13 protein-coding genes are annotated in these 11,747 nt (G+C 67.3%); 5 read left to right on the top strand and 8 right to left on the bottom strand.

The window, feature by feature from the left end; translation table 11 throughout:
- The coding region (locus tag N5D45_RS03230; protein WP_279938456.1) for an alpha-ketoglutarate-dependent dioxygenase AlkB at positions 1 to 562 on the top strand (562 nt) is incomplete at its 5' end.
- Between the two features lie 4 nt (positions 563 to 566).
- Here the strand turns inward: N5D45_RS03230 and N5D45_RS03225 are convergent.
- From N5D45_RS03225 to N5D45_RS03210, 4 genes are read right to left on the bottom strand one after another with little or no spacing between them, the layout of a single operon-like run.
- The gene (locus N5D45_RS03225; RefSeq protein ID WP_049455356.1) at positions 567 to 1,208 is read right to left on the bottom strand and encodes an ABC-type transport auxiliary lipoprotein family protein; all 642 of its coding nucleotides are present in this window, start codon (positions 1,206 to 1,208) and stop codon (positions 567 to 569) included.
- Positions 1,205 to 2,131, bottom strand: a complete 927-nt coding sequence (locus N5D45_RS03220) for an MlaD family protein (RefSeq protein ID WP_010480691.1) — start codon at positions 2,129 to 2,131, stop codon at positions 1,205 to 1,207. Before N5D45_RS03220 ends, N5D45_RS03225 begins: the two co-directional genes overlap by 4 nt.
- A gap of 3 nt (positions 2,132 to 2,134) precedes the next feature.
- Entirely contained in the window at positions 2,135 to 2,962 is an 828-nt protein-coding gene (locus N5D45_RS03215; protein ID WP_010480693.1) for an ABC transporter ATP-binding protein, read from the bottom strand.
- Between the two features lies 1 nt (position 2,963).
- Positions 2,964 to 4,085: an ABC transporter permease gene (locus N5D45_RS03210; protein ID WP_010480695.1), complete on the bottom strand. Its 1,122-nt coding sequence runs from the start codon at positions 4,083 to 4,085 to the stop codon at positions 2,964 to 2,966.
- A 92-nt stretch (positions 4,086 to 4,177) separates the two neighbouring features.
- Between N5D45_RS03210 and N5D45_RS03205 the strand changes: the two genes are divergently transcribed.
- Positions 4,178 to 5,437 (top strand): threonine/serine exporter family protein, encoded by a 1,260-nt coding sequence (locus N5D45_RS03205; RefSeq protein ID WP_010480697.1) that lies wholly within the window; start codon positions 4,178 to 4,180, stop codon positions 5,435 to 5,437.
- Between the two features lie 135 nt (positions 5,438 to 5,572).
- Here N5D45_RS03205 and N5D45_RS03200 read toward each other — a convergent pair whose 3' ends face one another.
- From N5D45_RS03200 to N5D45_RS03190, 3 genes are all read right to left on the bottom strand, one after another.
- Positions 5,573 to 5,956: an H-NS histone family protein gene (locus N5D45_RS03200; protein WP_049398421.1), complete on the bottom strand. Its 384-nt coding sequence runs from the start codon at positions 5,954 to 5,956 to the stop codon at positions 5,573 to 5,575.
- Positions 5,957 to 6,178: 222 nt separating this feature from the next.
- Positions 6,179 to 7,882: a proline--tRNA ligase gene (locus N5D45_RS03195; RefSeq protein ID WP_164193497.1), complete on the bottom strand. Its 1,704-nt coding sequence runs from the start codon at positions 7,880 to 7,882 to the stop codon at positions 6,179 to 6,181.
- A gap of 668 nt (positions 7,883 to 8,550) precedes the next feature.
- On the bottom strand, positions 8,551 to 8,925 hold the full coding sequence (locus N5D45_RS03190; protein WP_029379706.1) for a DUF4124 domain-containing protein: 375 nt from the start codon (positions 8,923 to 8,925) through the stop codon (positions 8,551 to 8,553).
- Between the two features lie 80 nt (positions 8,926 to 9,005).
- Between N5D45_RS03190 and pssA the strand changes: the two genes are divergently transcribed.
- The 3 genes from pssA to rimI are packed head-to-tail and all read left to right on the top strand — an operon-like array spanning position 9,006 to position 10,782.
- On the top strand, positions 9,006 to 9,782 hold the full coding sequence (gene pssA / locus N5D45_RS03185; RefSeq protein ID WP_057504174.1) for a CDP-diacylglycerol--serine O-phosphatidyltransferase: 777 nt from the start codon (positions 9,006 to 9,008) through the stop codon (positions 9,780 to 9,782).
- On the top strand, positions 9,779 to 10,288 hold the full coding sequence (locus N5D45_RS03180; RefSeq protein ID WP_049482122.1) for a hypothetical protein: 510 nt from the start codon (positions 9,779 to 9,781) through the stop codon (positions 10,286 to 10,288). Before pssA ends, N5D45_RS03180 begins: the two co-directional genes overlap by 4 nt.
- Positions 10,285 to 10,782: a ribosomal protein S18-alanine N-acetyltransferase gene (gene rimI / locus N5D45_RS03175; protein WP_010480714.1), complete on the top strand. Its 498-nt coding sequence runs from the start codon at positions 10,285 to 10,287 to the stop codon at positions 10,780 to 10,782. Before N5D45_RS03180 ends, rimI begins: the two co-directional genes overlap by 4 nt.
- Before the next feature lie 104 nt (positions 10,783 to 10,886).
- On the opposite strand, the gene N5D45_RS03170 is transcribed toward rimI, so the two are convergent.
- On the bottom strand, positions 10,887 to 11,708 hold the full coding sequence (locus tag N5D45_RS03170) for an EamA family transporter (RefSeq protein ID WP_057504175.1): 822 nt from the start codon (positions 11,706 to 11,708) through the stop codon (positions 10,887 to 10,889).
- Positions 11,709 to 11,747: the final 39 nt, after the last annotated feature.

Here is an 11,747-nt window from a genome sequence, read left to right as displayed (position 1 = left end):
TGCTGACGTCCAGCACCTGCGGGGTTGGCTGGCCCCGGCCGACGCGGACGCGCTGATGTCCGTGCTGCAGGCTGATGTGCCTTGGGAGGTCCATCGCATCCGCATGTTCGGCAACTGGGTGGATTCGCCGCGGCTGAGTTGCTGGATCGGCGATCCGCTGGCGCGCTACCGCTATTCCGGGGCTGAATTCGTGCCGCACCCCTGGCCACCCGCGTTGCAGGCCATGCGCGGGCGCCTGCAGGCGGAGGGCATCGGCCGCTTCAACAGCGTGCTGCTGAACCGCTATCGCGGCGGTGGCGACTACATGGGCTGGCACAGCGATGACGAGCCAGAGCTGGGGCCGACCCCGGTGATTGCTTCGCTGAGCCTGGGCGCGGCGCGCCGCTTCCTGCTGCGCCGGCGCGATGACCCGGCGCGGAAGGCCGAGTACCTGCTCGGCCATGGCGATCTGCTGGTGATGGCGGGGCAGACACAGCGGTTCTACCAGCACGCGCTGCCGAAGATGGCACGGGTGCAGGGCGAACGGATCAACCTGACGTTCCGCTGGATTACGCCACGCTGACCGGTCAGCGCGCGACGGTCGGCTGGTCGGCCTGCCCGCTTGTCAGCGTCCAGCCCACCATCTCCTGTGCCAGCTGCTGCAGGCCGCGCTCGAACGCGGCGGCAACCGCCGGCACGTCGGTACTGCCGACCGGCTGTGCCTGGCGGAAGGTACGGTCGGCGACCACGCGCTGGTCGGCCACATGGATCAGCTTGGCGTTGACCTCGATCACCACGGTCGGCGTGGCCTGGCCCAGGTAGTCCGATTCAAAGCGGCGCACATCGGTGGACAGCTTGTAGTCGGCACGGATGCCGGCACTGCTGCGCGCCACGCCACGGATGCGGCCGGAGTCCTCAAAGCCACGCAGCAAGGTGTCCTCGATCATGTCGGTGGCCGGCTGTGCCCAGCTGGCCCCCTTGTAGATCTCCATCTGCGACGGCGTCGGCCGCACGTTGATACGCGGGCTGTCGACCATGCGCGCGGCGCTGGGCTTGGCCAGCACCAGCTGCCAGCCCACCTGTGGCCACGCCGGGTCGGCCTTCACCTGCACGGACGGCGAGTACAGCGTCACTGCGGTTTTCTCGCTGCTGCCAAGGATGGAGCAGCCGCCCAGCAGGGTGACCATCGAAGCGGCCAGCAGCAGGCGCGGAAGGGCGGTCGGGCTCATTTGGGTTCGAACTCCTTCGGTGCGTCGCGGCCCAGCAGGTAGCGCGCGGGGTTGTTCTCGAGGCGGTCGCTGACCCGGCGCAGATCGCGGATCAGGCCGCGCAGTTCGGTCAGCGTCGGGCCGAGCTGGCCGAGGCCATCGTTGGCGAAGCTGTTGATCGCGGCACGGTTCTCGCCAAGGATCGAGTCGGCGTTGCCAGCGGCCGAATCAAGCTTGGCCAGGGTGGCGTCGAGCTTGTCGATGATGCCCGGCAGCTGCTGCACCAGGTTCTTGTCCAGGCGCTCGATGGTGCCATTGGTGGTCTTCAGCGTGGTGTCCAGGCTGCGGGCGGCATCGCGCGCGCTGAGCAGCAGCGCCTGCGTGCCCTGGTCGCGGTCGGCCAGGCCGCCGCTGATCGTTTCCAGGTTGGCCAGCGTCGCGTTGATCGAGGCCACGTTGCGGTCGCTGAGGATCTGGTCCATGCGCTCGACGATGCGGTTGGCAACGTCGGTGATGTTCTGCAGCGCCGACGGCGTGGTTGGAATGATCGGCGCCGGGTCCTTATTGACCGTGGTCAGTGCCGGCGACTGCGGCGTACCACCGCTGAGCTGGATGATCGACGGGCCGGTCAGGCTGGTGATCGCCAGCTTTGCACGGGTATCGGTCTTGACCGGGGTGGTCGAGTTCAGGCGGATGCGTGCGACCACCTGGCGCGGGTCGTCCGGAACCAGGTTCAGTTCGATGATCGAACCCACCGCGATGCCGTTGTACTGTACCGGGCTGCCCACCGACAGGCCAGTTACTGCCTCGCGGAACACCACGCGGTATTCCTGCCAGGTACGGTCGGAGGAGTACTTGGCCGCCCACAGGCCGAAGGCCAGCAGGGCCAGGCCGGTGATCAGGGTGAACGCGCCGATCAGCACGTAGTTGGCTTTGGTTTCCATGGCTCAGGCACTCTCGATCTGTTCGCCGCGCGCGGCACGCGCACGCGGTCCGTGGAAGTATTCCTGGATCCACGGATGATCCAGTTTCTCGATGTCCGGCAGTGGCGCGTTGGCCACCACTTTGCGGTCGGCGATCACTGCCACCCGGTCGCAGATCGCATACAGCGTGTCCAGGTCGTGGGTGATCAGGAACACGGTCAACCCCAGTGCTTCCTGCAGGGTCTTGATCAGGCGGTCGAAGGCGGCCGCGCCGATCGGGTCGAGTCCGGCGGTCGGTTCATCCAGGAACAGCAGCGGCGGGTCCAGTGCCAACGCGCGGGCCAGCCCGGCGCGCTTGCGCATGCCGCCGGACAGCTGCGAGGGCAGTTTGTTGATCGCATCGGCGGGCAGGCCGGCCAGCTTCACCTTCAGCAGCGCCAGTTCGTAGTGCCAGCGCTCGGGCAGTTCGCGGTGGTGCTCCTTCAACGGTACCTGCACGTTCTCGCCTACGGTCAGCGACGAGAACAACGCACCGTCCTGGAACAGCACGCCGGTGTTGCGTTCGATGTGCAGGCGGCTCTCGGCATCGTCGGCACGCGCGTCGCGGCCCAGCACCTCGATCCGGCCTTCGTCGGGCGTGCGCAGGCCGAGGATCGAGCGCATCAGTACCGACTTGCCGGTACCGGAGCCGCCCACCACGCCGAGAATTTCGCCGCGGCGCACGTCCAGGTCCAGGTCCTCGTGCACGGTCTGGCTGCCGAAGCGGTTGACCAGCCCGCGCACGCGGATGGCCAGGTCGTGGCCATCGTCGTCCTGCATGGGAATGTCGTCGGGCGTCGGATGCGTGCTCATGTCACCAGTCCATGTGCATGAACCACAACGCCGCGAAGGCGTCGATGATGATCACCAGCGAGATGGTCTGCACCACGCTGGAGGTGGTGCGTTCGCCCACCGACTGCGCCGTGCCTTCCACCTTCAGGCCTTCCAGGCAGCCGATCAGGCCGATCACCAGCGCGAACACCGGCGCCTTCGACAGGCCGACCAGCATGTGCCGCACTTCCATCGTCTCGTGCATGCGCGCGATGTACATCTGCGGCGGGATGTCGAGGTCGAACGCACCGACGGTGATGCCGCCAGCCAGGCCGGCCACCATCGCAATGAAGGTCAGCAGCGGCAGGGTGACCAGCAGCGCCAGCAGCCGTGGCAGCACCAGCAGGTCGATCGGATCCAGGCCCAGGGTGCGCATCGCATCGATTTCCTCGCGCGCTTTCATCGCACCGATCTGTGCGGTGAAGGCGCTGGCGGTGCGGCCGGCCAGCACGATGGCGGTCAGCAGCACCGCGAACTCGCGCAGGAAGGCGATGTTGACCAGCTCGACCACGTAGATCTCGGCGCCGAAGTCGCGAAGGATGGTCGAGCCGAGGAAGGCGATCACCGCGCCCACCAGGTAGGACAGCAGCGCCACCAGCGGTACCGCGTCCAGCCCGACCTGCTCCATCTGGTGCACGGTGGCGGTCAGGCGGAAGCGACGGGGTTCCTTGACCAGGCGAGCTCCCTTGACCAGGTTCTCGCCGAGGAAACTGCACAGCGCCTTGATGTTGTGGCCGGTGGCATGGACGCTGACACCCAGCCGTTCCAGCGCCGCCAGCACGCCGAAGTCGCGCTTGGGCTTGGGCCGGTCGTCGGCCACTTCCTCGATGGTGCACACCAGCGCCTGGTGATCCGGGCGGAACTTCAGTGCGTCCTCGCCGAGGTCGGCGCGATGGGCTACGCGCAGCACCTGCAGCACGCCGGCCGAATCCATTTTCTCGATGGCGGTGGCATCGATGCCGGTCAGCGTGTCGGGAACGCCGCGCAGGACTTCGGCCGCGGCCAGCGCGGTCTTCAAGGTCCAGGTGCCGGACAGGCGGATCACGCCCGGGTCATGGGCATCCTGTTCGAGCTGGGGGGCGTGGTTCGGGGTCACTTGGGCCATTCGGGTCGCAGCATAACCGTTCTGTATTGGGCTTCGCGTCGAACTCGGATGAATTTCTCCGGTAAGGCCCAGCCTAGGTAATACTACGGCGCATGTCCGCAGACGCTCACACGATCCCCACGCCCCAGGCCAGCTACGCACAGCGCGTGGCCTTCGTTTCCGAGATCGCCGGACGCCTGCACAGCTATGGCACAACGGCCCAGCGCCTGGAAACAGCGGTGGTGGCACTGGCCCGCCAGCTCGATCTGGATTGTGAACCGTGGTCGAATCCCACCGGTATCATCCTCAGCTTCAGCGACCCGGCGCAGGCGATCGGCTCCAGTGACATCACCCGCGTGATCCGCTTGGCGCCCGGCGAGAACGACCTGCACAAGCTCAGCGTCGCCGACCATATCGCCGAGGAAGTGGCCAATGGGCGGATGAGCATCGCCCAGGGCCACACCGCATTGCGCCAGCTGGACAAGGATCCGGGCCGGCGCGGCAAGCTGCGCACCATCCTTTCGTTCACCCTCGGCGCGGCCGGCGTGGCCGGCATGTGGAAGCTGCCGTGGCTGGACATCGCCACCGCCGGTGTCATCGGCCTGATGATCGGCCTGCTCGGCATGGTCACCGACCGTCGCCCGGCCACCCGCGAAGCCGCCGAGGCACTGGCCGCGCTGCTGGCCGGCCTGGTCGCCACGCTGGTCGCGTCCTTCATCGGCGCGCTCAACCTCAACACAGTGATCATCGCCTCGCTGGTGGTGCTGCTGCCGGGCATGTCGCTGACCAATGCGGTCAATGAACTGGCCAGCCAGCACTGGGTGTCGGGGACCGCGCGCTTCGCCGGTGCGCTGACCACCATCATGAAACTCAGTGTGGGCGCGATGATCGCGGTGACCCTGGCCGACGTGCTCGGCCTCGACCCGGTGATCCGCGCGGCGCGGCCGCAGGGGCCCTGGGTGGAGTGGGGCTCGCTGCTGACCGCGGCGTTCGCCTTCGCGATGCTGTTCAAGGCCAACCGCCGCGATTACCCGTGGGTGATCGCCGCCTCGGTGGCCGGCTATGCGATCTCCAAGTTCGGTGGCCACGCCTGGGGCGCGCCGGCCGGCATCTTCCTATCGGCGATGCTGCTGACCGCCGGTGGCAATCTGTTCGGCCGTCTCGTTGGCCGCCCAGGTGCGATCATCCGCCTGCCTGGCATCATCATGATGGTGCCAGGCAGCACCAGCCTGCGCGGCGTGCTGACCCTGGTCCAGCAGCAGGACGTGGGTGCCGGCCAGAGCGTGTTCCTCACCGTGCTCAACGTGGTGATGGCCCTGGTCGCCGGCCTGCTGTTCGGCAACCTGCTGATGCCCGCTCGCAAAACCCTGTAATGATGTCGGTGGGTGTGGACCGTTGGTCCACACGCCGGGAGGGCTGCTTGCTGTGGGTGTGGACCTCGGTCCACACACCGAAGAATGAAAAACGCCGGCTTTCGCCGGCGTTTTTCATCGCATTCCAATCCGGCCTCAGGCCTTCTTGATCAGGAAATCTTCCGGCTTCTTGTTGCCCTTGGCGGTCAGCTCGGCCATCCAGCGCGGCTGCTTGCCACGACCGGTCCAGGTTTCCTTGGGGTTGGCCGGGTTGCGGTACTTCGGAGCAACCTTGCCCAGCTTGCGGCCAGCGGTCTTCGACGGTGCCTTGGCGGCCTTGGCCACCTTGCGCGCGCGCGGGGCCGGGGCGTCGCCGAACAGTTCCTCGATGGTGTAACCCTCGGTCTTGGCCAGCTTGGTCAGCTGTGCCCGGACCTTGGTGATCGGCCGGCGCTTGGCGACGATGGTCTGCTGTTTCTTGGCGGTACGGATCAGGGCGCCCAGCTCGCGTGCCGACAGGCCGGTCAGGTCAATGCTCATTTACGGTTACTCCGGAAACTAATAAGTGGACGGGACGAGCCAGTCCATGGCGTCGCGGGACAGAATAAAGATGAATTAATCCCAGCACAAATGCAGGCGGGTCATGGCCTGGCAGCATCCCGGCTGCATTGCGTCTGTTTTGACCGGATTATGTCCGCTGCAATATTGCTCAAATGGGCGTCAGCTAGAAAAAGACCGGGGCATGCCCCGGTCTTTTCCTGATCAGTCCTGCAGACGCTGCAGCAGGGTGGCCTTGTCCAGGTTCTCGGCTTCGCTGGCGCGGCGCGAGCGGTACTCGTAGGTACCGGCGGCCAGGCCACGTTCGCTGACCACCACGCGGTGCGGGATGCCGATCAGTTCCATGTCGGCAAACATCGCGCCCGGGCGCAGGCCACGGTCGTCCAGCGCGGTATCGAGGCCGGCGTCGCGAAGTTCCTGCAGCAGGTTGGACGCTGCATCGGCGACGGCAGCGTCGCCCTTCGGGTTGATCACGCACACCACCACCTGCCACGGCGCCATCGCGTCCGGCCAGATGATGCCGGCATCGTCATGGTTCTGTTCGATCGCGGCAGCCACCACGCGCGAGATGCCGATGCCATAGCAGCCCATCGCCATCACCGCCGCCTTGCCGTTCTCGTCCAGCACCGTGGCATCCAGCGCTTCGGCGTACTTGCGGCCCAGCTGGAACACGTGGCCGACTTCGATGCCACGGGCGATCTTCAGTTCGCCGCCGTCCAGCGCGCGGTCACCGGCACGCACGTTGCGGATGTCGGCCACTTCCGGTTCCGGCAGGTCGCGGCCCCAGTTGACGCCGGCCAGGTGGAAACCGGCTTCGTTGGCGCCGACGACGAAGTCGGACATCGCCGCCACTTCGCGATCAGCCACCACGCGGATGGCCTTGGCCGGGGCGACCGGGCCGAGGAAGCCCGGCACGCTGCCCAGGTACTCGGCGATTTCCGCCTCGCTGGCAAAGCGCTGTTCGTCCAGGCCGGCAACCTTGGCCAGCTTGATCTCGTTGACCTCATGGTCGCCGCGCACCAGCACCAGGACGAACTGCTGTGCCTTGCCTTCGCCCGCGATCAGCGCCACCGACTTCACCGTGCGCTGCAGGTCGATGCCGAGCAGGGCCGCGACGTCCTCGCAGGTCTTCTGGGTGGGGGTGTCGACCTTGCGCATGGCTTCGCTGGCGGCGGCACGCGGTGCCGGATCGGCGGCGATCGCCGCTTCCATGTTGGCCGCGTAGTCCGAACCGGTGGAGAACACCAGCGCGTCCTCGCCGGAATCGGCGATCACGTGGAATTCCTGCGACGCATCGCCGCCGATCGCACCGGAGTCGGCCTGCACCATGCGGAAGTCCAGGCCGAGGCGGGTGAAGATGCGGCTGTAGGCCGACTTCATGTTCTCGTACTCGCGCACCAGGCACTCATCGTGCAGGTGGAACGAATAGGCGTCCTTCATCAGAAACTCGCGCGAACGCATCACGCCGAAGCGCGGACGGATCTCGTCGCGGAACTTGGTCTGCACCTGGTAGAAATTGACCGGCAGCTGCTTGTAGCTGGACAGCTCGCTGCGCGCGAAGTCGCAGGCGGCTTCTTCGGCGGTCGGGCTGTAGCAGAACACCTGGTCCTTGCGGTCCTTGATCTTCAACAGCTGCGGGCCGAACTTCTGCCAGCGGCCGGTCTGCTCCCATAGTTCCTTCGGCTGGATGGTCGGGATCTGGAATTCCACGGCACCGGCGCGGTCCATTTCCTCGCGCACGATGCGCTCGACCTTGCGCAGCACGCGCAGGCCCAGCGGCGACCAGGTGTACAGGCCCGATGCCAGCTTGCGGATCATGCCCGCGCGCAGCATCAGCCGGTGGCTGGTGAGCTCGGCGTCGCTGGGGGTTTCCTTGGTGGTGTGCAGGTGGAACTGGGAGAGGCGCATCGTCGGCTTCGGATAACGGCAGAGACGCCTATTCTGCCAGCCCGGCCGGGGGGAGGGGTATCGGCAGGGCTGCGCCCTGCACCCGCCTCAAGCAACGTCAACTGCAACTGCCGAAGCGACGGCAAAGGCGAGTTTACTGGGGGACGGCGGGGTGGGCCCGGTGGCAGGGGACGCCGTAAACCCCGCTCCGCGGTCCGGCCCAGCCGCTGGCGGCTGTGCGTTCGGGCGCTTGCGAAGCAGTGCTTCGCGAGCAAAGCGCCCTCACCCATGGGGGCTTGGTCGCGGCATCCATGCCGCTCACACCCCTGCCACCGTACCCACCCCGCCTTCGACAGATTCCTGCGACCTGCCTGCATTTCTGTAGAGTCGAGCCTTGCTCGGCTGCTGTTCGATCAATTCCCGAAATATTCGATTTCCATGGAGATTGATCCACATATGGCGTGGATCAACTGCCCACCGGCCACCGGCCACCGGCCAACTGTCGAAGGCGGGGGCACTGTGGGTTTGCGGGGTGTGAGCCGCATGGATGCGGCGACCAAGCCCCCAGGGATGGGTTTACGGCGTCCCCGCAAACCCACAGTGCCCCGCCATCCCTCAGGAAGCCGCTTTGGCGTTTGACGTTGCCGTTGCTTGAAGCAGGTGCAGGGCTGCAAGCCCTGCCGATACCCTCACTCCGCCGGGCAGTAAGCCTTGATGGCGGCTTCAGCCAATCCCTTCTGCGCACTGCGCTGCTCCGGAGCCAACGGGGTATCGGCCTTGCCATCGCCATCGGTGTCCTGCATCACCTGGCCGCCACCGTCCAGCAGGGCCAGGTTGGCCCGGGCCGTGCTGCACTGCTCAGGCACCGGTGCGGCGGGGGTCTCGGCGCTGGCCGCAGCCTGTGGGCTGCGCGCCTGCGCACGGGTCTCGAATTTCCTGCCCGCCGGAGGGGTCTCCGAATACTGGGTCACGCCATTGGCGTCCTTCCATTTATAGACCGGGCCGGCCACGACGTTGGCACTGGCCAACAGCAGCAGGCATCCAAGGCAGGACAGGGCACGCATGGCAAACTCCACGGAATGGGCGTAGAACGCCGATTGCAGCATTGGCGCCGAGCACTGGCAAGTCGATTAAACTGGATTCCATGGACCCGATCACACCGCCGCCGCGTTCGCGCACGATTTACCTGCTGCCCAACCTGTTCACCACCGCCGGCCTGTTTGCCGGCTTCTACGCGATCATCGCCGCGGCCAACGGGGACTTCGTCAACGCCAGCATCGCCGTGTTCGTGGCAGCGGTGATGGATGGCCTGGATGGGCGCGTGGCGCGCCTGACCGGTACCAGCAGCGAATTCGGCGTGCAGTACGACTCGCTGGCCGATCTGGTCAGCTTCGGCATGGCCCCGGCACTGGTGATGTACCACTGGGCGCTGTCGTGGCTGAAGTTCGATGACCCGCTGCTCGGCCGCGTCGGCTGGGCCGTGGCCTTCCTGTATGCCGCCTGCGCGGCGCTGCGCCTGGCCCGCTTCAACACCCAGGTGGCGGTGGTCGACAAGCGCTGGTTCGTCGGCCTGGCCAGCCCGGCCGCGGCCGGCCTGATGATGTCCTTCGTCTGGGCGTTCGCCGATGGCAACCTGGGCTGGGACGGCAACCAGCTGCGCTACGTGGCGCTGGCGGTGACGATCATCGCGGCGCTGCTGATGGTCAGCCGCATCCGCTTCTGGAGCTTCAAGGGCGGCGCTGCCAAGGGCACCCGTTCGGACCGCGTGCCGTTCCTGGTGCTGGCACTGGTACCGGTGGCCATCGCCATCGCGGTCATCGATCTGCCGCGCGTGCTGTTCGCGGTGGGCATCCTGTACGCCTTGTCCGGCCCGGTGATGTGGGCCGTGCAGCGCCTGCGCAAGAAGCCCGAGGCCGCGTGAGCCAGGACCTGCCCGTGCTGTGGTCACCGGCCCAGCAGGCCTGGCTGCAGGCCATGGGCTACACCGTCTACCACGACGGCCAGTTGGCCGCGGAACTGGATGCCGCGCTGCAGCTGAGCGTGGCCGAAGCCGAGACGGCTGCCGCGCCAGCGGCGGAGCAGGCGCGGGCATCCACCGCACCCGCGCGCGAGCCTCTGGCTGCGGCCACACCGGTTTCCCGCCAGGAGCGTCCGGCACCCCCGCGTCGCGAGACCCCGGTCAGCGCACCGGACACCGCGCCTGCCGCTGCCCGCCCGCTGCCCGGCGGCAATGCCCGGCAGCCGGTGGTGCGGCTGCCGGATCGCCTGCAGATCGCCTTGCTGCGCGCGTCCGGCTGCAACCCCAACGATCCGGCCACGCAGGCGCTGATGGACAGCTGGCCGCTGGACCAGCTGCGCCAGGACCCGGCCGCCAAGCGCGCGCTGTGGCCGCAGCTGCGCACCCTGCGCAAGCGGGGTACGCCATGAGTGCGGTCAGCCAGCCCGGTCCGGTCAGCCTGCGTGCGCTGCGCGAGAGCGACCTCAACGCGGTGATGGCGATTGAAGTACGCGGCTATCCGTTTCCCTGGACCCGCGGCATCTTCGTTGACTGCCTGCGTGCCGGTTATCCCGGTCTGGCGATGGAGCGCGATGGCCAGCTGATCGGCTACGGCGTGCTCAGCATCGCCGCCGACGAGGCCCATGTGCTGAACATCTGCATCGATCCGTTCACGCAGTCGCGTGGCCTCGGGCGGCAACTGCTGCGGGCGCTGGTGCAGCTGGCCGGCGACCGTGGCGCGCAGCGGGTGTTCCTGGAAGTGCGTCCGTCCAACACGCCGGCGCTGGCGCTGTACCACAGCGAAGGCTTCAACGAGATCGGTCGCCGCCCGCGTTACTACCCGGCCGCACAGGGCCGCGAGGACGCGGTGGTGATGGCGATCGAACTGGTCGACGGCGACCTGCAGGCGATGCCGCCGCTGTAACCGGGAAGGATTGCCGGCCAGCGGCCGGCACTACCGACGGATCTCCGCTGTCATCGACACATCACCTGCCGTGGTAGGTGCCAACCTTGGTTGGCACGCATTGCTCACGCCAACCGCAGTGCCAATACACCGCCTACGATGAGCGCCGCCGCCAGCCAGCGCGCACGCGGAATGCGCTCGCGCAGCAGGAACACCGAGATCAGCAGCGCGAACAGGATCGAAGACTCACGCAGCGCGGAGACCATCGCCACCGGCGCCTGGGTCATCGCCCACAACGCCATCGCATAGGACGCCGTGGTGCCGACGCCGCCGGCCAGACCGAGAGGCCAATGCTGCCGCGCATAGTCCAGCACCGCGCCGCGCCGGGTGTACAGCGCCCACAATGGCAGGGGAATGCCCGACAGCAGGTACAGCCACAGCGTGTAGCTGAGCGCACTGCCGGACTGGCGCGCACCCTGCGCGTCGACCAGGGTGTAGGTGGCGATCATCGCCGCGGTCAGCAGTGGCAAGCGCAGTTGGCCGCCACGCGCACCCAGTGCCATGCACAGGATGCCGGTGCTCACCAGCACCACGCCCAGCCACGCGGCAGCTGGCAATGGTTCGCCCAGCAGGGTGCCGGCCAGCGCAACCAGGATCGGCGCGCTGCCACGCATCAGGGGATAGGCCAGGCTCATGTCGACCTGCTGGTAGCAGCGTGCGACCAGGCTGTAGTACGTCACCTGCAACAGCACCGACGCGCCCAGCCACGGCAAGCAGTGCGCGGCCGGGAACGGCAGGAAGGGCAGGGCGGCCGCCGACAGCAGCGCGGCGCTGCCCGTGACCAGCACGGTGCCGAGGAATTTGTCTGGTCCGCGCTTGACGATCGCATTCCAGCTGGCATGCAGGGCCGCAGCCGCGAGGACCAGCAGGAAAATGGAAAGAGGCATCGGGCGATGATGCCATGTCGGGAAAATGTTCCGGGTTTG

This window comes from Stenotrophomonas sp. GD03819, from assembly GCF_029841665.1.
GTDB classification, from domain to species: Bacteria; Pseudomonadota; Gammaproteobacteria; order Xanthomonadales; family Xanthomonadaceae; genus Stenotrophomonas; species Stenotrophomonas geniculata.
This window is presented reverse-complemented; position numbering and strand designations above follow the sequence as displayed.

Coding starts and splice junctions, on each gene's coding strand:
- N5D45_RS03225 (WP_049455356.1), bottom strand. CDS start 1,208: ATGAGCCCGACCGCCCTTCCGCGCCTGCTGCTGGCCGCTTCGATGGTC.
- N5D45_RS03220 (WP_010480691.1), bottom strand. CDS start 2,131: ATGGAAACCAAAGCCAACTACGTGCTGATCGGCGCGTTCACCCTGATC.
- N5D45_RS03215 (WP_010480693.1), bottom strand. CDS start 2,962: ATGAGCACGCATCCGACGCCCGACGACATTCCCATGCAGGACGACGAT.
- N5D45_RS03210 (WP_010480695.1), bottom strand. CDS start 4,085: ATGGCCCAAGTGACCCCGAACCACGCCCCCCAGCTCGAACAGGATGCC.
- N5D45_RS03205 (WP_010480697.1), top strand. CDS start 4,178: ATGTCCGCAGACGCTCACACGATCCCCACGCCCCAGGCCAGCTACGCA.
- N5D45_RS03200 (WP_049398421.1), bottom strand. CDS start 5,956: ATGAGCATTGACCTGACCGGCCTGTCGGCACGCGAGCTGGGCGCCCTG.
- N5D45_RS03195 (WP_164193497.1), bottom strand. CDS start 7,882: ATGCGCCTCTCCCAGTTCCACCTGCACACCACCAAGGAAACCCCCAGC.
- N5D45_RS03190 (WP_029379706.1), bottom strand. CDS start 8,925: ATGCGTGCCCTGTCCTGCCTTGGATGCCTGCTGCTGTTGGCCAGTGCC.
- pssA (WP_057504174.1), top strand. CDS start 9,006: ATGGACCCGATCACACCGCCGCCGCGTTCGCGCACGATTTACCTGCTG.
- rimI (WP_010480714.1), top strand. CDS start 10,285: ATGAGTGCGGTCAGCCAGCCCGGTCCGGTCAGCCTGCGTGCGCTGCGC.
- N5D45_RS03170 (WP_057504175.1), bottom strand. CDS start 11,708: ATGCCTCTTTCCATTTTCCTGCTGGTCCTCGCGGCTGCGGCCCTGCAT.